At 46.3% G+C, this 21,630-nt stretch carries 15 protein-coding genes; 4 read left to right on the top strand and 11 right to left on the bottom strand.

Annotated features, from left to right (window positions below):
- Window positions 1–117 precede the first annotated feature (117 nt).
- The 4 genes from DWW91_RS20845 to DWW91_RS20830 form a co-directional block, all read right to left on the bottom strand.
- Window positions 118–1,698 (bottom strand): peptide chain release factor 3, encoded by a 1,581-nt coding sequence (locus DWW91_RS20845; protein WP_010800643.1) that lies wholly within the window; start codon window positions 1,696–1,698, stop codon window positions 118–120.
- An 86-nt stretch (window positions 1,699–1,784) separates the two neighbouring features.
- Window positions 1,785–2,645 carry a dTDP-4-dehydrorhamnose reductase gene (rfbD, locus tag DWW91_RS20840; protein WP_122328823.1) on the bottom strand — a complete coding sequence of 287 codons (861 nt, stop codon included), beginning with the start codon at window positions 2,643–2,645 and terminating at the stop codon, window positions 1,785–1,787.
- 4 nt (window positions 2,646–2,649) lie between these two features.
- Window positions 2,650–3,198 carry a DUF4924 family protein gene (locus DWW91_RS20835; protein WP_010800645.1) on the bottom strand — a complete coding sequence of 183 codons (549 nt, stop codon included), beginning with the start codon at window positions 3,196–3,198 and terminating at the stop codon, window positions 2,650–2,652.
- Window positions 3,195–4,121, bottom strand: a complete 927-nt coding sequence (locus DWW91_RS20830; RefSeq protein WP_046146539.1) for a Mur ligase family protein — start codon at window positions 4,119–4,121, stop codon at window positions 3,195–3,197. Before DWW91_RS20830 ends, DWW91_RS20835 begins: the two co-directional genes overlap by 4 nt.
- A 95-nt stretch (window positions 4,122–4,216) precedes the next feature.
- On the opposite strand from DWW91_RS20830, the gene DWW91_RS20825 reads away from it, so the two are divergent.
- The 4 genes from DWW91_RS20825 (at window position 4,217) to DWW91_RS20810 (ending at window position 12,040) form a co-directional block, all read left to right on the top strand.
- Window positions 4,217–5,047, top strand: coding sequence for an MBL fold metallo-hydrolase (locus DWW91_RS20825; RefSeq protein ID WP_122328822.1), 831 nt, complete (start codon window positions 4,217–4,219; stop codon window positions 5,045–5,047).
- 125 nt (window positions 5,048–5,172) lie between these two features.
- On the top strand, window positions 5,173–7,494 hold the full coding sequence (locus DWW91_RS20820) for a glycoside hydrolase family 20 protein (protein WP_122328821.1): 2,322 nt from the start codon (window positions 5,173–5,175) through the stop codon (window positions 7,492–7,494).
- A gap of 95 nt (window positions 7,495–7,589) precedes the next feature.
- A complete protein-coding gene (locus DWW91_RS20815) occupies window positions 7,590–9,449 on the top strand; it encodes an ATP-binding protein (protein WP_009859719.1) in 1,860 nt (619 codons plus the stop codon).
- Window positions 9,450–9,553: 104 nt separating this feature from the next.
- Window positions 9,554–12,040: a S9 family peptidase gene (locus DWW91_RS20810; RefSeq protein ID WP_122328820.1), complete on the top strand. Its 2,487-nt coding sequence runs from the start codon at window positions 9,554–9,556 to the stop codon at window positions 12,038–12,040.
- A gap of 148 nt (window positions 12,041–12,188) precedes the next feature.
- Here the strand turns inward: DWW91_RS20810 and DWW91_RS20805 are convergent, their stop codons facing one another.
- The 7 genes from DWW91_RS20805 to DWW91_RS20775 all read right to left on the bottom strand — a co-directional run bounded on the left by DWW91_RS20805 (window position 12,189) and on the right by DWW91_RS20775 (window position 21,423).
- Window positions 12,189–13,547, bottom strand: coding sequence for a hypothetical protein (locus tag DWW91_RS20805; RefSeq protein ID WP_122328819.1), 1,359 nt, complete (start codon window positions 13,545–13,547; stop codon window positions 12,189–12,191).
- A 125-nt stretch (window positions 13,548–13,672) separates the two neighbouring features.
- The gene (ahpF, locus tag DWW91_RS20800; RefSeq protein ID WP_122328818.1) at window positions 13,673–15,223 is read right to left on the bottom strand and encodes an alkyl hydroperoxide reductase subunit F; all 1,551 of its coding nucleotides are present in this window, start codon (window positions 15,221–15,223) and stop codon (window positions 13,673–13,675) included.
- A 93-nt stretch (window positions 15,224–15,316) separates the two neighbouring features.
- Window positions 15,317–15,883, bottom strand: coding sequence for an alkyl hydroperoxide reductase subunit C (ahpC, locus tag DWW91_RS20795; protein WP_122328817.1), 567 nt, complete (start codon window positions 15,881–15,883; stop codon window positions 15,317–15,319).
- Between the two features lie 160 nt (window positions 15,884–16,043).
- Window positions 16,044–16,946, bottom strand: a complete 903-nt coding sequence (locus DWW91_RS20790) for a cation diffusion facilitator family transporter (protein ID WP_010800653.1) — start codon at window positions 16,944–16,946, stop codon at window positions 16,044–16,046.
- An 88-nt stretch (window positions 16,947–17,034) separates the two neighbouring features.
- On the bottom strand, window positions 17,035–17,757 hold the full coding sequence (pflA, locus tag DWW91_RS20785; RefSeq protein ID WP_046146537.1) for a pyruvate formate-lyase-activating protein: 723 nt from the start codon (window positions 17,755–17,757) through the stop codon (window positions 17,035–17,037).
- A 20-nt stretch (window positions 17,758–17,777) separates the two neighbouring features.
- Window positions 17,778–20,018, bottom strand: coding sequence for a formate C-acetyltransferase (gene pflB, locus DWW91_RS20780; protein ID WP_009859726.1), 2,241 nt, complete (start codon window positions 20,016–20,018; stop codon window positions 17,778–17,780).
- Window positions 20,019–20,793: 775 nt separating this feature from the next.
- Window positions 20,794–21,423, bottom strand: a complete 630-nt coding sequence (locus DWW91_RS20775; protein ID WP_122328816.1) for a DsbA family protein — start codon at window positions 21,421–21,423, stop codon at window positions 20,794–20,796.
- Window positions 21,424–21,630 lie beyond the last annotated feature (207 nt).

Below are 21,630 nucleotides of genomic sequence, written 5' to 3'. Positions count from 1 at the left end.
TGAACTTTTGGTTACTTTTCTTTCTAGAGAAAAGTAACATTCAAAACTGATAAATTTTGAATGAATCCCAATCCCCCAATTTATGATGGAAAGCGGCAAAACCGGACACGTTCCTTATCAGAATTCCGAAGTAAAATGGAACCTGATATCCGGGAAATCCTGCTGTGCCATGGTCAGCACATAGCCGGAATCGGCCAGATAGACGTCGCGCCCTTCTTTGTCGAGCGCCATATACTGGGATTTACGTTTCTTGAAATTCTCTAAAGCAACAGGATTGTCACTCTCGATCCAGCAGGCTTTGTACAAGCTGATCGGTTCCCATTTACATTGTGCGCCGTATTCATGCAGCAGGCGGTACTGGATAACCTCAAACTGCAACTGCCCTACCGTACCGATAATCTTGCGGCCGTTGAACTGGTTGGTGAAAAGCTGTGCCACACCTTCGTCCATCAACTGCTCGATACCTTTGTTCAATTGCTTGGCCTTCATCGGGTCGGCATTTTCAATGTATTTGAACATTTCCGGAGAGAAGCTGGGCAATCCCTTGAAATGAAGCTCTTCACCAGAAGTCAGCGTATCGCCGATCTTGAAATTCCCGGTATCCGGCAAACCGATAATATCGCCGGCAAAAGCCTCGTCCACCGTCTCCTTCTTCTGCGCCATAAAAGCAGTCGGGCTACTGAAACGCAATTGTTTGCCGAAACGGACATGTTTATAAGGAGCGTTACGCTCGAAACGACCGGAACAGATCTTTACGAAAGCGATACAACTGCGATGGTTCGGGTCCATATTGGCATGTATCTTAAAGATAAAGCCGGTGAAGCTATCCTCTTCCGGTTCAACCACACGTTCCACCGCCTGAATAGGACGGGGAGACGGGGCAATCTTGATAAAGCAATCCAGCAACTCCTTCACGCCGAAGTTGTTCAGGGCAGAGCCGAAAAAGACAGGGGCGATATCCCCTTTCAGATACGTATCCACATCGAACTCCGGATAAACGCCTTCGATCAGCTCGATGTCCGCACGCAGCTTTTCAGCCAGCGTATCGCCGATATGGTTTTCCAGCTCCGGGCTGTTGATGTCGTTGAACTCGATCTTTTCCGTCACATACTGTTTGCTCGGCGTATAGAGGTCGAGTTTCTGTTCATATATATTATATACCCCTTTGAAACGCTGTCCCATATCGATCGGCCAGCTCAAAGGGCGCACTTTTATCTGCAATTCTTCTTCTATCTCATCCAGAAGGTCGAAAGGATCTTTACCGTCACGGTCCATCTTGTTGACAAACACGATCACCGGTGTCTTGCGCATACGGCAGACTTCCATCAACTTACGGGTCTGGGCTTCCACACCTTTGGCAATGTCGATTACAATAATTACACTGTCTACGGCTGTTAACGTACGGAAAGTATCTTCGGCAAAGTCCTGGTGACCCGGGGTATCGAGGATATTTACTTTATGGTCGTCATAGTCGAAAGCCATCACAGAGGTTGCAACGGAGATTCCACGTTGTTTTTCTATTTCCATCCAGTCGGAGGTCGCCGTCTTCTTGATCTTGTTGGACTTAACAGCTCCTGCCACATGGATCGCGCCACCGAACAACAGCAGTTTTTCCGTCAATGTGGTCTTACCGGCATCCGGGTGGCTGACAATAGCAAACGTTCTTCTTCTTTTAATCTCTTCTGAATACTGACTCATTTTTATATCGTTTATTTTATTTCAAACAGGGTTATGAACAGGGTTTTCAACATACTTATCAACATATCAACAGGGTTATCAACAACCTACAGTTTCTCCATGCAAACGCGGAGACTCTCTTCCCAATGCGGGATGACGATGCCGTATGTTTCTTTTATCTTCTTCTTATTCAATACACTATAAGGAGGACGGACCGCCTTTGTCGGGTAATCTTTCGTTTCGATCGGACGGACGCGGCATTCTATTCCGGCCACCTCAAGGATTTTCACCGTAAAATCATACCAGCTGCAAACACCTTCGTCGGAAAAATGGTAAATCCCCGGCACAAAGGCATCCCGCTCGCCAGAGTCAACCACCGTGAGAATGGCTGCTGCCAGGTCGCCTGCATAAGTCGGTGTCCCGATCTGGTCGAATACGAAACCGAGCTCATCCCGTTCTTTTCCCAGACGGAGCACCGTCTTCACGAAATTATTCCCGAACTCCGAATATAACCAGGCGGTACGGATAATCACCGCATCGGGACAAACTTCCTGTAAAATCTCCTCACCGGCCAATTTAGTCCGGCCGTAAGCCGAAACAGGCCGGGTGACATCGGTCTCCACATAAGGACGACAGTTTGTTCCACTAAATACATAATCGGTAGAGACGTGAATCATTTTAGCTCCCGCCTCATGTGCAGCTTTACCCAATACACCGACAGCAAAAGTATTGATGCGGCGGCACAGGGCCTCGTCGTCTTCCGCCTTATCGACGGCCGTATAGGCGGCACAGTTCAATATATAGTTCACTCCGTTGTCCTTTACCATCGCCCGCACAGCAGCAGGATCGGTAATGTCCAACGTGTCGACATCCGTAAACAGGAAATTATATCCGGAATATTTGCCGGCTAACAAACGAATCGAATTACCCAGTTGCCCATTGGCACCGGTTACCAGAATTGTTTTCATGTCATTAATCTTCTAATTTCAATTCTCCGTTCATATCTTCACGATACTTTTCGGCAAGGAGGGCCAGAAAAGAACTGATCTGTTTGATCGCTTCCTGCGTTTCCGGACTGACGGTTTTTCCCTGCATACGGAGAAGCAGATAGCCATAGATTGCATTAAAACAGGTCTCCAGTTCAGGTAAGTCCTCTCCCCCGGATTTTGCGCGGAGTTGCACTATATAAGGGAGCGTTTTATAGTAGGCCGCCCCGTAAACCATTTCTTTCGTAGATTTAAGCAGCCGCAGATGCAGGTCGGTCAAGGCAATGATGACATTCTTGTTCAACTGGATATGTCCTTTTTCCTTGACACCTTCGCTACGCATCATCTCAATCAGTTCCTCATACCATCCGGCTATTTCTTCTTTCACATCGTCCGGCTGGTCGTATTGGGCGATCACCGTACGGCGGATCGAATCGATGTCAAACTGGTTGGCACGTATCAGGTCTTCCACCTGCCACATGTATAACAGATACTCGGCTATATTTTCTTTTCTTTTTTGCTTCGCTACAATCATGGTTGCAAAGATACACTATATTCGGATATCGCCCGATAGAAATCAGCATCTTTAACACCTAACTGACGGCAAGCCAGACGTGCAGCATTGAGGTTTGTCAGGAAATAACTGTCCGGGACATGTATCGGGAAATCCCCGTAACGGGTCTGGAGGAACGTCGCCCCGTCTTTCTCAATCACAGGATGTTCGCCGTAAGAGATGGCTGTAATATCCTCGCGCACTTCCTCAGCCAGCTGCTTCACAGCCGGGTCGCCTTCAAAATAAATCAGTTTGCCTTCACGTTCGATCAGGGTCGTGAAGTTCCTGAACGTATCATAATAAGCATCCGGAGTGGGATGGTCGGTATCCGGCGTCCATGACAGATTGGTCAATATCGCGATATGGGGACGGAAAAACTCCAGCTGGAAACGTTTCTCCAAAGCAGACGTAACATGTTCATCACCTTCGATCAGGGCGATGCGTGCTTCATAACTCATATGTACACGATTCGGCAACAAAGGAATCTCGCTGGTCAATGCATAGTCGAAAGCCAGCTTCTGACGTTGAAGGGCACGAATGATCATCGAGATAATTGTTTTCTTTCCGCGGCTTCCCGCAACAACTACCCGTGTCTTCTCTTTGGTCCGCTGAAAAATAAATTCAGGTATAGAGAGAATTAATAACCCTAATTCCTTAGCTCTTATCAGTTCCGGATTATCCTGTTTGACAGTGGCACCCAGAACGACAAAATTATTATCCTTTGTTAATCTCTCCGGAAACCAACCGTTTCCATGGCAAGTACAACCGGCAGCGTGCAGCTTTGCTATCACATCTTCTGTTATACCATTGCCGGAAACACTCACATCATATCCCTTCTCATGAATAGCCAAAGCCAGGTCAAGCACAAGAGGTTCGGTTACGGAGATTAAATGAACTTTTCGCATCACTTTGAATTTGTCGCAAATGTACACATTTTCATCAAGCATCAACATATAAGGAATAGAAAAAACATGCTTATCTTTGACACAAAAAAAGTGAAATGGATATACAGATAATCGATACGGGCTACTTTTATGCAGACGGCGGCGCCATGTTCGGAGCGATTCCGAAAACTGCCTGGAGCCGGCGTTACCCCAGCAACGAAACCAACGGCTGCGTCCTGGCAATGAGGAGCCTGCTTGTATCAAACGTTCCCGAAAAAGTGATCCTTATCGACAACGGAGCAGGCACGAAACATCTCCGGCAACTGAGCTATTATAATTTCTTCGACCTGGTCGATCTGGGGGAAGAATTACATAAGCGCGGCATCTCACCCGGACAAGTGACGGACGTTGTCCTCACCCACCTGCATTTTGACCATTGCGGTTATTCAACCTTAAAAAATGAAGAGACGGGAGAAATCTATCCGGCTTTTCCCAACGCGACATACTGGGTCAGCCGCAAACAATGGGATAATTTCCTACATCCGAACGCACTGGAAAAGGATTCTTACTTCATAGAAAATATGAAGGCGATAGCCGACAACGGACAACTGCGCCTCATCGATACCGACACGGAACTTTGTCCGGACATCGACCTGCGCCTCTTCGACGGACATACGCCGGGACAGATCGTTCCTTATATCCATACTCCCGAACAAACTTTCGTCTTTGCCGGAGATGTGATTCCCCTGGCAGCCAGTGTTTCACCGGAGTGGATTTCGGCTTACGATACCTTCCCGGTCACTTCTTATCAGGAAAAAGTCCGCATGCTGGAAAAAGCCGCCAGGGAAGGTCAAGTCCTTATTTACTGTCATGATGCTTATACCAGATGCAGTACGGTAAAGAAAGTCAACGACTTTTTCAAGAAAGATAAAACGATAGAAATATAGTAAGTTTACCGATTACCATCCGGATTCATTTCAGAAATAAAATAAATCACTATCTTTGGAAACAATCTGTTACAGATCATAAGATATATGAAAAAGACATTATCATTTATAACTTTTAATAACGCATGAATAAACTAAGCAAACTAACGCTGTTGTGTGCAGCTTTTGCCGGAATGATGGCATGTTCCGATGGTAAAATCGCGAAAGGCGATTACGGCATCATCCCTCTTCCGCAGGAAGTTTCCATGGTCAATGGAAGCTCTTTTGTGTTAACGCCTTCTACTTCCATCATTTACCCGGAAGGAAATGACTTACTGAAACAGGCTGGCGAGTTCCTGGCTTCTTATATTAAGGAAGCAACCGGCTATGCTCCGAAAGTGGGGACCGACAAGAGTTCCAAGCCGATCCATCTGTCGGTCGACAAAAGCATCTCCAACCCTGAGGGCTACCGGCTGACCGTTACTCCGGAAGGTATCGAGATTGCAGGTGCGAGCGAAGCCGGCGTATTCTACGGCGTACAGACTTTACGCAAATCGATTCCCGCAGTGGCCGAAGGGATGAATATCGAACTCCCGGCCGTAACGATCAACGACTATCCCCGTTTCGCTTATCGCGGAATGCATCTGGATGTGTCGCGCCACTTCTTCCCGGCTGATTCTATTAAGAAATACATCGACATATTGGCATTGCACAATATGAACACTCTCCACTGGCATCTGACAGACGACCAGGGATGGCGTATCGAGATCAAGAAATATCCGGAACTGACGACAATCGGTTCCCAACGCAAAGAAACAGTGATCGGACGTAACTCCGGTGAATATGACGGCAAGCCTTACGGCGGTTTCTATACTCAGGACGAAATCCGCGACGTCATTGCCTACGCTAAAGAACGTTTCGTCACAATCATCCCCGAGATCGACCTGCCCGGACACCAGCAAGCTGCGTTGGCGGCTTATCCGGACCTGGGTTGTACAGGCGGCCCGTATGAAGTATGGACACAATGGGGTATTTCCGACGATGTGATCTGTGCCGGCAACGACAAGGCAATGCAGTTCCTGGAAGATGTGTTGTCAGAGGTGATCGACCTGTTCCCGTCCGAATATATCCATATCGGAGGCGATGAATGTCCGAAAGTACGCTGGAAAACCTGTCCGAAATGCCAGGCACGCATCAAAGCGGAAGGCATCAAGGGAGACCAGAAACACAGCGCCGAAGAATATCTGCAAAGCTACGTGATCTCACGCATGGAAAAATTTGTGGAAAGCAAAGGACGCCATATCATCGGCTGGGATGAAATCCTGGAAGGCGGACTGGCTCCGAATGCGACGGTAATGAGCTGGCGTGGTGTAGACGGCGGTATCGAGGCAGCCAAACAACATCACAATGTGATCATGACACCGAACACGTACCTTTATTTCGACTATTACCAATCTACCGACACAGAAAACGAGCCGTTGGCTATCGGTGGTTACCTGCCGCTGGAACGGGTTTATTCACTGGAACCGACTGCCGGTATTCCTGACGAATATAAGAAATATGTAATCGGCGTACAAGCTAACCTTTGGACAGAATATATCCCGACATTCTCACAGGTTGAATACATGGTTATGCCGCGTATGGCAGCCCTTGCCGAAGTGCAGTGGACCGACCCGAGCAAGAAAGAATACCAGAGTTTCCTACCCCACCTGGTCCGTATGACAAAACTGTATGACCGCCTGGGTTACAACTATGCCAAGAATATCTTTGACATTCACGCAGAATTCACCACCGATACGGAGAACAGCGAAGTCGTCGTAACTCTCTCTACCCTGGGTGACGGTGATATCTACTACACACTCGACGGCAGCGAACCGACAAGCGCAAGCAATAAATATGAAGCTCCCGTAAAGATCAAGGAAAACGCAACCATAAAAGCCGTTGTCGTTCGTCCGACAGGCAACAGCCGCGTATTCTCTGAAAAAATCAATTTCAGCAAATCGACGGCAAAACCCGTTACTTTGCGTGTAGCTCCGAGTAAAGGATACGATTTCAAAGGTGGTCCTGAAATGACGGACGGCCTGACCGGTGATACAAATTACAAAACCGGCCGTTGGCTGGGCTTCCAGGGAAAAGACCTGGATGCGGCGATCGACCTGAAACAGCCGGTCGAAATCAGCAAGGTGGCTTTCAATACCAATGTGGTTAAAGGCGACTGGATCATGGGGGCTGCCGGAGTTACCGTAAAGGTATCCGAAGACGGTAAGAACTTCAGGGAAGTGGTATCCAAAACAATCCCGTCCCTGAAACAAACCGATAAGGATGGCATCTATCCGCAGGAAATTACCTTCGATCCGGTAAAAGCCCGTTACGTGGAAGTGATCATCAAAAGTGACAAACTGCCGGCATGGCATGGCGGCGCAGGTAATCCGGCCTATCTGTTCGTAGACGAAATTATTATTCAATAGGGTAAAACATCAACATTAAAGCCGTCTAAAAGACTTACCTCTTTCCGACAGTAAGTCTTTCAGACGGCTTTTTTACTTCAAATTATACAGGCTTTATGCGAAAAGCAATCATCATGCTAAGCCTTTTCCTCTGCCATTTCACACTAGTATACGGTAATAATCAAGGCAAGCAGGAATACATCCTTGTTCTGAACTCCGTTAATTACGACGAAGTCTGGACGAACGGAGTCTATCAATCTATCTACAACACCTTTAATGGCTCGCAATATGCAATCCGCACAGAAGAACTGATGGTTCCTACCATCGCGAACGCGGATGAAGCCGAAGCCAAAAGAAACTCCTTACTGGAAAAATATCCCATACGCCCCAAAGTAGTTGTCTTTATAGGCGATCCCGGATGGATAGTATACCGTTCCTTATTCGACAGTGAATGGAAAGAGGTCCCTGTCTTAATCTGCTATTCACGCAAAACCATGCCAGGTTGCATCGAAAATCTTCTTTCCCGGAATATATCGGACAAAGAACTTGTCCCTGCCAGCCAGATGTTGAAAGGCTATAATATAACAACCTTATATCAACCTTTCTATATGAAAGAGACGATTGAACTCATGCAACGTATTCAACCGGAGATAAAAAATATTGCTTTCATATCCGATAATCGCTATATCAGCCTGTGTGCACAAAAAGAAGTGGAACAAGCAATGGCTGACTATTATCCGTCACTGAAGTTAGATATTCTCACTACAACCCGGCTTTCAACCGAACAGTTGCTGGACACAATATCACGTTACAATAAAGAAACCGGAATATTGTATTACTCCTGGTTCTCTAAACAGGTTCAAGAAAATAATTACCTGAATGACAACATACAACGAATCGTTTACGGCTTTGCCCATAATCCGGTATTTACCGTTGCCGACCTACAAGCGGAAAACGGGAACTTTGCTGGAGGTCATTATATCTCGCTACCCGACTTTAGCGAGGAGGTTATTCATACTTTACAGCAAATAGTAGACGGCACTCCGGCTCGTGATATCCAGCCGCACAACGGAGGTGAACCACAAACCTACCTGAACTACCGGCATTTGAAACTACATAATACCGACAGCAATCTCTATCCTCGCAATGCGGTCTATTATCAGCGTCCTCCGAGTTTCTATGAACAGAACAAACTGGCTATTATCTGTATCATCGCACTTGCTTGTGCCATAGTCATAATCCTGGTGATGAGACTCCGGTTTTACTGGCAAGTACAACAGGAGATACGCGAACGCGAAAAAGCCGAAGAAGCCAACCGCCTTAAATCAGCCTTCCTGGCAAACATGAGCCATGAGATACGCACCCCGCTGAATGCGATCATCGGCTTCTCCACCCTGTTAGCCAATGAAGAAAATCTGGAAGAAAGGCAAGAATTCATCAAGATCATCGAGAACAACAATGAGTTATTGCTCCAACTGATCAACGACATACTGGACCTCTCCAAAATTGAGGCAGGAACCCTGGAGTTCATCTACTCGGACGTAGACGTGAATTCTTTACTGACGGAGATAGAACAAAGCAGCCGCATCCGTAACCGGCATCCGGAAATCCAAATCTCTTTCGAAGAACGTCTGCCACAATGCATCATCCATACGGAACGAAACCGTCTGACCCAGGTCATAAACAACCTGCTGACCAACTCTATGAAGTTTACAACCCGGGGAAGTATCCGCTTCGGTTATCGACAGGAAGGCAACAGGCTGCGTTTCTATGTAAAAGACACCGGATGCGGCATCCCTGCGGATAAGATAGATTCAGTCTTCGGACGTTTCGTCAAACTGAACAACTTCCAGCAAGGGACCGGCCTCGGCCTCTCCATCTGCAAAACCATCGTAGAAAAGCTCGGCGGAGAGATAGGTGTCGAGTCGAAAGAAGGGGTAGGGACTTTATTCTGGTTTACTATTAAGGTTGAATAAAGTTCTTCTTTCATTTCTTACAATACATTTCAGGATTTCAAAAGCATAGGTCTCCCTGTCAAAAAAATAAATACCTTTGCAGGAAACATCAAATTTTATTCGCCATGAAAAGAAACCTATTGCTTTTGGCGGCTATCTGTTCCTGCTATCATCTCTTCGCTGAGGAGGTCATAGTCAAGCAATTCAGATATGCCGGCCCGTATGAAGTGAAAAAGCCGTTCCTGAAAGACAGCCTCGACGTAAACAGTAAGAAATTCACCGAAAAAGAATTATTGAAAACAGCCGTTCCGTTTAGCAATGTACGTCAAAGTACACAATTGCTGGAAGCAAATGCCGACGGAGAAAGTACACTTCCGGCCGGCAACCAGTCTTCTTATATCGGACTGACCTCTTTCTATCTGAACAGCGACCGGTATGTAAAAGGGACTTTGCAGGTTAAAGGCCCGGAAACATACGAGGTCTATGTAAATAACGAAAAACAAACAGCCCCCGACGGAAAGGTTTCCCTGTCACTGGAACCTCATCGTTACGAAATCGTTATCAAATATTTAGCCGAAGGCGATAAAGCCGAAACCCTGAAAGTTTCGTTCGATACGGAAAAAGAGGCTGTTATCACGGCTACCACCGATCCGGAAAAAAGATATACGATCAGCGACGTGTTCGACGGAACACGTTTCCGCTCCGTCAGCCTCTCCCCCAACGGAAAATATCTGCTTACCTCCTATCAGACTACTTATCCCGGCGGACAGACCGCATATTTTCAGCAGATTACCGATAAAACCAACGGACAGGTACTGATGGAAAGCAGTACGAACAATTTCAGCTGGATGCCCCAATGCAACCGTCTTTATTATACCCGTAAAGGATTACAGGGAAAAGAACTGGTGACCGTCGATCCGGTGACAAAAGCCGAAACAATCCTCTCCCAGAATTTGCCCGATGGCTGGTTCAGCATCGCCCCGACAGAAGATTTTCTGATCTTCACGATCTCCGAGAAAGGGCCGGAAAAAGACAAAGACATGGAAGAAATACTCGTGCCCGACGACCGTCAGCCGGGATGGCGCAACCGTTCCTTCCTACACAAATATGACCTGGCAACGGGTGTTCTCGAACGCCTCACTTACGGCCACAATTCCACTTCGCTTAACGACATTTCGAAAGATGGCCGTTATCTGCTGTTCACCAGCAGCCGGCGCGAACTGACGAAGCGTCCGTTCAGCACAAAAATCCTTTACCGGATGGATTTGCAGAACAGGCAGGTTGATACACTCCTGGAAGATCCGTTCATCAACTATGCCAGTTTTTCACCGGACGGAAAGCAACTGGCTGTTTCCGGTTCGGGAGAAGCATTTAACAAGATTGGCTTGAATATTGCTCCGGGACAAACATCCAACCTGGCTGACGGACAGTTGTTCATCTACGACCTCTCCAATAAGCAGGCGACAGCCGTAAGCAAGGATTTTAATCCGTCTATCCAATCATTTACATGGAATACCGGAGATAAACAAATCTACCTGCAAGGAGAAGACAAAGACTGTGTCCGCCTGTATACGCTCAACCCAGCAAACGGAAAGATCAGTCCGGTTCCACTGAAAGAAGATATATTATCGGATTTCACAATTGCTGAAAATACCCCCGAACTTGTTTATTTCGGCGAAAGTGCCTCCAACTCACAACGACTCTACTCCATGAATCTGAAAAAGAAAGAGAAAGAGTCTGTCTGCCTGAAAGACTTGTCTAAAGACATTCTGAAAGATATTACCCTGGGCGAAGTGCACGACTGGAATTTCCAGGCGGCTGCCGGAGATACAATCTACGGTCGTTACTATCTGCCGCCGCATTTCGACCCGAGCAAGAAATATCCGCTGATCGTTAATTATTACGGCGGGACAAGTCCGACGGAACGCTCACTCGAAAACCGTTATCCGTCGCATACCTATGCTGCACTGGGATATGTAGTTTATATCATACAACCCAGCGGTGCCACCGGTTTCGGACAGGAATTTTCCGCACGCCACGTCAATGCCTGGGGAAAACGTACGGGAGACGAGATCATCGAAGGAACAAAAAAGTTTTGTGAAGAACACAGTTTCGTGGATGCCAAAAAGATCGGCTGCATCGGCGCCTCTTACGGCGGCTTTATGACACAGTACCTGCAAACTAAAACCGATATCTTCGCCGCCGCCATCTCACATGCCGGTATCAGCGATATTACCAGTTATTGGGGAGAAGGTTACTGGGGATATTCTTACAGTGCACTGGCTACCGCCAACAGTTACCCCTGGAATGCACGGGATATCTATGTAGAACAAAGCCCCTTGTTCCATGCCGACAAGATCAACACGCCGATCCTGTTCCTGCACGGCTCCGTCGATACAAACGTACCTGTAGGAGAAAGTATCCAGATGTTCACTGCCCTGAAACTACTCGGCAAGCCGACAGCCTTCATACAGGTAAACGGACAAAATCATCAGATACTGGATTATAAGAAACGGGCGGAATGGAACAAAACCATCTATGCCTGGTTCGCCAAATATCTGAAAGAGCAGCCGGAATGGTGGGAAGCTCTCTATCCGCCAAAAAGTCTGTAAAAGAATTGCGTCGGGATGCGACGCAACGTTACATCGACATGCAGTGCAACGTTACATCGACAGCTGATGTAACGTTACATTGACAGCTGATGCAACGTTACATCGAACCCCGATGCAAATAACACATATTTCATCAGCACTAACGATTTCAGAATCCATACTTTTTTATCAGCTCATCACAAAAAGAGAAGGCCTGTTGCCATGCATAGGCATGTTCGGATTTTTCAATAAGCAATAAACTGAGTATTTCCCGGGATTTGCGAAGATCAGAACCGTTCAATGCTTTATGAGCCATCAGTTCCTTTTTCCCAGGAAAACTATCGGGTATAGACATTTCCAGCATCCGATAATAGACTACCACTAACACAGCACGTTGCGATTGCCCCAGTAGTTCTTTCGATTTTTGACCACACTCATCGAGTGCCTTAAAATATACGGCATTCAAATACTCAACCGATTCGGCATATTCACCCTGTAAAGCAAGGATTCTGAAAATACCCAGTCGGGCACACTGCACATTATCAGACGATACCGACAAGTCTGCTACACGTTCAAAACCTTCTTTTGCCTCTTCCTGAGAGAGAACACTTTCTATAATCGGGATTTTTATTCCTTGTATTTTCACCCATTCATAGTAAGACATGCCAACCAAACAACGATGGAAAAGCCGGTTAAGTTCCGGTCCTTCTTCCATAGCGGACGCATAGCGATCGGCCTCAACAAACTTTCTCTTCAAAATAGAATCGTGGACCATCGATTTGCAAAACTCCAGGGATAAATCCCCTGTATTGTTCTTGTTCTTCCATTCATTATACGGAGCGCTCCAACCGGAGAGAAAAGGCATTTCTTCTTCTTCAAAGTCATCCAACTCCTTGCCAATCTCATCAGTCGCAAGTACTTCAAATGATTCGGGAACAGCCAGCATTTCAAGTAACGCCCGGATTCGCTCCGGTTCCGGCGCATCCTCCTCGTCCATCCCCGCCATCTGACAGAATAAGGGGAAAAAGGCATACCAAAATCCCAGCGTATCAACGGCATTAGCATAATTATCATCTTCTTTATCTCCCCCGGCGAGCACCTTTGAAGCCAGTGGGATGATAAGTTCGGCCAGTTCCAAAGGATCGAGTTCACGAAGTTCGGTCTTTGCCGATTCCGGAAGGATGCCGAGATCGATCAGTTTCGTCCACAGCAACGATCCTGCGGTGACACAGCAACGACCCGAACGGTGGTCGAAATAAGTTCCGTCACTCAAAAAGCCACCTTCTTCGTTGAGTTTCAGGGCTGCACTACGTTCCGGCTCGGGTAATTGCTCCGGAGGCAGAAGGAAGAGATAACCGAGTTTTTCCAGTTCTTCCCGTACCCGCAGGACAGTATATCCACAATCCAGTTGATTCTGGAGCTGGTAAAGATTGAAACAAATGTTTCGGGCTAAAGGAGGGATAGGAGAAGCGGTGGCAACTGTTATCACAGAACTTTCCACCAGACTTTCAATTTCATGCATCGACATAATTGTATAGATTAGAATGAATCTTGCAAAGATAGCAATACCCGGATATAAACCGACATAGAAACGCTTCTGAATCGATTTATACCCGGGTATTATTTTTTATGCCTTCCGGAAAGTTCTGCGGCTTATAACATTCCCCGCATCCGGTCTTCGAAAGCTGTCAGGGCTGCTTTGGCCCCTTCGCCCATCGAAATAATGATCTGTTTATAAGGAACAGTCGATACGTCGCCGGCCGCATAGATACCTGGAACGCTTGTACGACAATGGCTATCGATCACGATCTCACCCTGACGGTTCGTATCTACCACCTCACGGAACGGACCGCTGTTGGCTGCCAGGCCGATCTGGACAAAGATGCCATCCAGTTCGATGTTGCGGACTTCCTCCGTCTTACGGTCCTTTATACGGATACCGGTCACTTTTTCACCGTTACCCAGTACCTCCATCGTCTGGGAATGCATAAAGATCTCCACGTTCGGAAGGCTTCTTGCCTTATCCTGCAAGACCTGATCCGCTTTCAACTCATCGGCAAATTCGAGAAGCGTCACTTTTGAACAGATACCAGCCAGGTCGATAGCCGCCTCAACGCCTGAATTTCCTCCGCCAACAACAGCCACATGCTTGCCTTTATAGAACGGACCGTCGCAATGCGGACAGAAAGCGACACCGCGTCCGATATATTCGGATTCTCCGGGGACATTCAACCTACGCCAGCTGGCTCCGGTTGCTACGATAACGGCCGGGGCTATCAGTTTTTCGCCGGTAGAGGTTGTCAGCAGCTTTTCGCGTCCTTCGACTTCCACCTTCTCGATACGGCGGTGTTCAAGGATATCGATCGGATAATCTTTCATATGCGACATCAGGTCGAGAGCCAGCTGCTGCCCCGTCGTCTGCGAAACAGAAATCATATTCTCGATACCGACAGTTTCCTTCACCTGTCCGCCGATACGGTCGGCCACAACAGCCACCGCCAAACCTTTACGGGCAGTATAGATAGCTGCCGCACTTCCGGCAGGACCTCCGCCGACGATGATAACATCGTAGTTCTTTTCTACCACCGGCAGGTTCTCCTCTTTCACGCCATACTGCGCTTCGAGTTTGCCAAGCAGTTCGCCAAAGTCTCCACGACCTACATGGATCAGTTTACCGTCGGCAAATACGGAAGGTACTCCCTGCACTTTCATGGCAGCAACCTCTTCCTGGTTGATCGCACCGTCCACCATTTCGTGAGAGATTTCCGGGTTCAGTGTAGCCATGGCATTCAAAGCCTGTACAACGTCAGGACAGTTGGTACAGGTCAAAGAAACATATGTAGTCAGTTTGACTGGGCCATTCAGGGCCTTCACACGGTTACAAATACTTTCGTCGGGAATATTTTTGCCTTTGCCGTCGCTGTTCAGGATAGCCAGCAGCAACGAAGTAAATTCGTGTCCGTTGGGAACGCCCCGGAATTTAATACCGGTTTTTTCCCCGTTTTTCAGCAGAGAGAACTCCAGGCCTTCGCCGTCTGCCACCTGTACGGTGATCTTATCGGAACAGGAAGCCACATCGTTCAGCAATTCCAATAATTCCTTCCTGCTTTCATGTTCAGGAGAAACTTGTATATCAAATATATATTCGTTCGTCAATCCGCTAAAGATACCGGACAACTGATTTCTCATTGATGAATCTAACATAGTTGAATCCTTTATTTTAATTATGAATAGAACAACTGATATTTGTTTAGATAAAAAAGGCCGACAATGTGTTGCCGGCCTCCAGTTTTACTATTAGATCTTACCGACCAGATCGATGCTCGGTTTCAATGTTTCGCCACCTTTTTTCCATTTGGCGGGGCAAACTTCGCTCGGATGTTCGGCGATGAACTGAGCTGCTTCTACTTTACGAAGCAGTTCGTCGGCGTTACGGCCGATACCGTTATCGTTGATTTCTGCCAGTTTAATCTTTCCTTCCGGATTTACCAGGAATGTACCGCGGTAAGCCATACCGTCTTCTTCAATCATTACACCGAATGCACGGCTCAATACGCCTGTCGGGTCTGCCAACATCGGGTATTTGATCTTACGAATCGTTTCAGAAGCATCGTGCCATGCTTTGTGTACAAAGTGTGAATCTGTACTTACAGAATAAACTTCTACACCCATTGCCTGAAACTGGTCATATTTGTCAGCCATATCTACCAACTCGGTCGGACAAACAAATGTAAAGTCAGCCGGGTAGAAAAAGAAAATCACCCATTTGCCTTTGATGTCGTCGCTGCTTACAGTTTTGAAACTACCGTTGTGGTATGCCTGAACTTTAAACTCGGGTGCTTGTGAATTGATAATAGGTTCCATAGAATTTTTATTTTAATCGTTATTACTATTTTGTTTTTGTTACTGGTGCAAAGATAAGTTGCCGATTCGAGGTAAGAACAAAAAATCCAATCGAAAGGTTTTATGCAGTCATAGACAAAATCTTTGAGTATCAGTAAATCAGGTTTATAATATACCTGTTTCAGTCTGAGCAACAGTGCCCATCGCACTTGAATCCCGACGTTTCAAATTCGAGCGTAGCATGCTGGATTCCCACATGCTGAAGGTCGTGTTTTATCTCCTGTTTGATACGTTCCATTTCTGAAATATCCGCAACGGAAACATGGGCGGTAAGTGCCGTTTCGGTCGTACTGATCGCCCAGATATGGAGATGATGGACGCCTTCAACGCCTTCGACCGAATGTATCGTCTTTTCCACCTTATCGATGTCCGTTCCCGCCGGCACACCGTCCAGAGAGAGACGGATACTGTCGCGCAGCAGTCCCCAGGTAGAAACAATGATAACGATCGCAATCAACAGGCCGATAATCGGGTCGATGATATACCATCCGGTATGGGCAATAACAATTCCGGAGACAACCACGCCGACCGATACCAGTGCATCGGCAGCCATATGCAAGTAAGCACCTTTCACATTCAAGTCTTTATCCTTATCCTTCATGAAAAGCCATGCCGTAAGTGCATTTATAACGACTCCGATACCTGCCACCCAAGCGATCGCATCACCCTCGACCGGACGCGGATGCAGCAGTTTTCCTATACTTTCAGCAATAATAATCCCGACGGCCACCAAGAGGATGACCGCATTCAGAAGGGATACGAGTACAGTGCTTTTCTTATATCCATAGGTATAGCTGCAAGTCGGGTGCACCTTAGCCAGCCGGAAAGCCAGCATAGCCAGTACCAGGCTGGCCACATCTCCCAGGTTATGCCCTGCATCCGACAGAAGTCCTAATGAATTATACCAGAAGCCAGCCGTAAATTCGGCTACGACAAAAGCCAGGTTCAGGGAAATACCTATAATGAAAGCCTTGTTCAAAGAGGTTATTTCGTGGTGGTGATGATCATGATGATGTTGTTCCATATTCATTCCTACTTTTATTTGAGTAACAATATGGGACAAAACTATGTTTTTTAGAGCAATAAAAATATACCTGATTATAGGTAAATTATCAGATGGTTATACCGTGCTTCTTAAATATTTCTTTGGCATTTGCCAGACGTTCGGCCGATAAAGGTTCTACCTCTTTCAGTTTGTAGTCGAGACCTTGAGCCTCGTATTTATATGTGCCCATCGTGTGATAAGGCAAGAGTTCCGCCTTCTGTACAACCGTATAGTGGCTGATGTATTCGGCCAGTTTATCCAAGGCTTCGTCATTATCCGTCAGTCCGGGCACAATGACATGGCGTATCCAAACCGGAACACCGCGTTTTTCCAGTTCGTCCAGGAAACGTAACGTATTATCCAGTTTCACGGCCGTTAGACGGGGATGCAGGTCGGGATCGATGGTTTTTATATCCAATAAGACCAGGTCGGCATATTCCAGAACCGCCAGGGCTTTCGGTGTGCAGATATAGCCGGATGTATCGAGCGCCGTATGAATACCGGCTTCCCGGCAAAGACGGAAAAACTCCCTGAGAAATTCAGCTTGCAATAAGGGTTCTCCCCCGGTGACAGTCACGCCACCCTTGGCGATAAAGTTCTTATATCGTAAAACCTCAGCCAATAATTCTTCAGGCGTCATCTGATATTTGGCAAGCCCTTTGCTATCCCAGGTATCCGGATTGTGGCAATACAGGCAACGGAGCGGACACCCCTGCATAAAGACAACAAAACGAATTCCGGGACCATCAACGGTCCCGAAACTCTCTAGTGAATGTATGTTTCCTTTAATTTTCAATTCTCAATTTTCAATTACAAAGAATGATTGATTGTTCTTGAAATCACATCCAGCTGCTGTTCGCGTGTCAGTTTCACAAAGTTTACTGCATAACCCGATACGCGGATTGTCAACTGCGGATAGTTTTCCGGATGCTCCATAGCATCGAGCAACAGCTCCTTGTCGAATACGTTCACATTCAGATGCTGTCCGCCGTCAGGAGTAAAGTAACCGTCCAGCAGGCCGACCATATTGGCGATCTGAATATCACGTTCTTTTCCTAACGTTGCAGGAGAAACAGCGAATGTATAAGAGATACCGTCGTGTGCATGCTGGAACGGCAGCTTAGCGACAGAAGCCAGTGCAGCAACAGCGCCTTTGGTATCACGTCCGTTCATCGGGTTCGCACCCGGAGCAAACGGCGTACCGCCTTCGCGACCGTCAGGAGTTGCACCTGTTTTCTTTCCATATACGACATTAGACGTGATAGTCAGGATAGACTGTGTCGGAGTGGCGTTGCGGTATGTCTGGTGCTGGCGCAGATACTCCATGAACTTTTCAGTGATGTCGACAGCAATACTATCTGTACGATCGTCATTGTTACCGAAAGGAACATAATCTCCTTCACGCTCGAAACCGACAGCCAGACCACGTTCGTCGCGGATCACTTTTACTTTCGTATCGCGGATAGCAGCCAATGAGTCGGCAACGATAGAAAGGCCGGCAATACCTGTTGCGCGGATACGTTCTACCGAACCGTCATGCAAAGCCATCTCGAATGCTTCATACGCATATTTATCGTGCATGTAATGGATGATCTTCAGTGCATTCACATAGACTTTAGCCAGCCAGCGCATCATCTGTTCGTATTTCTCCATCACTTCGTTGTAATCCAGGTATTCGCTGGTGATCGGTTCAAACCTCGGAGCCACCTGTACACCTGATCTTTCGTCGCGCCCGCCGTTGATGGCATACAGCAAACATTTAGCCAGGTTGGCACGTGCGCCGAAATACTGCATCTGCTTACCGATCTTCATCGGAGACACGCAGCAGGCAATACCATAATCATCTCCATAATCCGGACGCATCAGATCGTCGTTCTCATACTGGATAGCGGAAGTATCGATAGAAACCTTCGCACAGAAACGTTTCCAGTTTTCAGGAGCGTTGTTGAACCACAGTACCGTTAAGTTGGGTTCCGGTGCCGGGCCGAGGTTATATAATGTATGCAGATAACGGTAAGACGTCTTCGTCACCAATGAACGGCCGTCGACACCCTGTCCGCCCAAAGACTCGGTTACCCAAACAGGGTCACCGGAGAACAGGTCGTTATATTCCGGAGTACGAAGGAAACGGACGATACGCAGTTTGATAATAAACTGGTCGATCAGCTCCTGAGCTTCTTCTTCCGTCAGCTTGCCTTCACGGATATCTTTTTCAATATAAATATCGAGGAAAGTAGAAGTACGTCCCAACGACATGGCAGCCCCATCCTGGTCCTTCACCGCAGCCAGATAACCCAGATAGACAAACTGAACCGCTTCGCGTGCATCCTTTGCAGGTTTAGTCACGTCGAAACCATAACCGGCACACATCTTTTCGAAAGCCTTCAGCGCCTTTATCTGTTCGGATATTTCCTCACGGCTCTGGATGATCTCTTCGGTCAGTTCCTGAATATCGAGTCTTTTCAGATAATGTTTCTTTTCAGCGATCAGGATTTCCGTACCGTAAAGTGCTACGCGGCGGTAGTCACCGATAATACGTCCGCGTCCATAAGCATCCGGCAGGCCGGTGATGATAGCGGAACGGCGTGCTGCAAGCATTTCATCTGTATAAGCGGAGAATACGCCTTCGTTATGCGTCTTTCTGTATTTCGTGAAGATTTCTTTTGTCATCGGGTCCAGTTTGTAGCCATATGCTTCCAGACTGTTTTCCACCATGCGGGTACCACATTTCGGGTAAATACCGCGTTTCAGGGGGGCATCGGTTTGCAGGCCGACAATTACTTCGTTTTCTTTGTCAATATAACCTGGTCCGTAAGTATCTATACCTTGAGGATATTTTGTTTCAGCGTCGTAAACACCCTTCTCCCTTTCAACCTTAAACATTTCGGTCAATTTATCCCAAACTTTCTTCGTCTTGTCTGAGGAGTCTTTCAAGAAAGAGTCGTCCCCTTCGTAAGGTTTGTAGTTGTTCTGGATAAAATCCCTTACGTTAATCTCTCTTTTCCAAATTTCGCCTTTGAACTGCGCCCAGTTCTCGTTTTCAAACTTCATACCTTATTTTGTTTTCTTCGGTTTTAATTTCGGTGCAAAGGTACGTTATTTATATGGCATGCGAAACAATCAACAAAAACATCATGTATTCCCAACGGCCAAAATCCCTACAAATAGTTACTAAAACGGTAGATATAGTGCAGCGTATCGCCTGATATAGGTATCAAACAGGAAGGATTATAAATAATATCAAAAAAATAAAAAAGGAACCATCCTTCGCAGGAGAGTCCCTTTTTTATGCCGGAAACAACCAATAAAAAATTTCCGACACACGTTTAATCATCTTATATGCTTACATAATTAGCAAAAGGTTTTGATATAGCGATTATACTAATAGTGTTACTTTTTTCTATGTTGCAAAGATAGAGCCGTCAAGGGGAGTACACAATACCTATTATATAGTAAAAAAAGAGCTTCCTACTACCTATTCTGTGTTATAATCGGGAAAATTGATCATTGGAATAAACAATATTTGCAAAAATTGCTTTCTTTGATAAATAAAAAAGAGCCATTCTTCACAGGATGGCTCCCTTTTATATATGAAAGGGACAACCAATAAAAAAACTCCCTTCCATGGGTATTTACCTTAAATGATAGGTGTACATAAAAATCAACAAATCGGATTTTGGTCAGGACGATTTATACTAATAGTAAAACTTAATTGATACGGCAAAGGTAAAACCACGGAAAGGCACAGGCAATACCTATTTATATGTAAAACGAGCTCATTTCTAACCATAAATAGGGATTACAGGGTAAAATATTACCTATATAATTATTCTACCTTCAGATTTTCTCCCGCAACATATACCACAGACCTGCCCGCCCCGCGACGGCGAAGAAGCCCCTGGCTGATAAAATCGTTCAGTTCATTCATCGCCTCGTAAGGTGTCAATCCGACCAGTCCTATATATTCCTTTCGGGTAATACAAATGTTTATTTTGAGGAAAGAGACCATTTTTTTCATCCGCTCTTTCACGGTAGAATTGACAATTTTTTGTCTCCGCGTAAGGGAATGCACGCGTTGAAACTTCATCTCATGTTTGATTCTTTTTCGGAATTCACTGCTGATTCTCAGATGTACATTTTGAAAAGCGATCGATTTCGGTTTGATTTCATCCTCATCGTCATCCGTATCCTTCAGGCACTTCAATGAAGTAGAAAAAAATCCAAGATCACCTAATTCCACAATGTTTCCATCGGCAAGCAGATAACAAAGGTCGTCGACAATGGCAACAAGTGCCCCGCCAATCTGATTCTTCGGCAGATGTTCAAAGGCTGCCACATGTTCTACAAACTCTTGACTGGTGTAAGTCTTTTTCGGACAAACACGGGCATGCAGCGATTTTTTACCGTCTTCCCCTTTGGGTGAAGGTGTTTCATACAGGTCGTATTGTGTGATCATAGGTTATATTGATATTAATTGTTCAAATATAACTTGTTTCTCCCTGATAAATCGAAATACTTCTAAAAATAAATTTCGCTTCTAGAAAAAAAATCATTCGACAATCATTCTTTATTCGTTCGACAATTGTCGAATGATTATTCGATAGCTGTTAAATGCATAAAGAATGATTGTCGAACGATTTTTTATTTTAAACGAACAAATATA

It is taken from the genome of Parabacteroides sp. AF17-3 (assembly GCF_003635445.1).
GTDB classification, from domain to species: domain Bacteria; phylum Bacteroidota; class Bacteroidia; order Bacteroidales; family Tannerellaceae; genus Parabacteroides; species Parabacteroides goldsteinii.
Note: the sequence above shows the minus strand (reverse complement) of the source record. Positions and strands in the feature narration are given on the sequence as shown.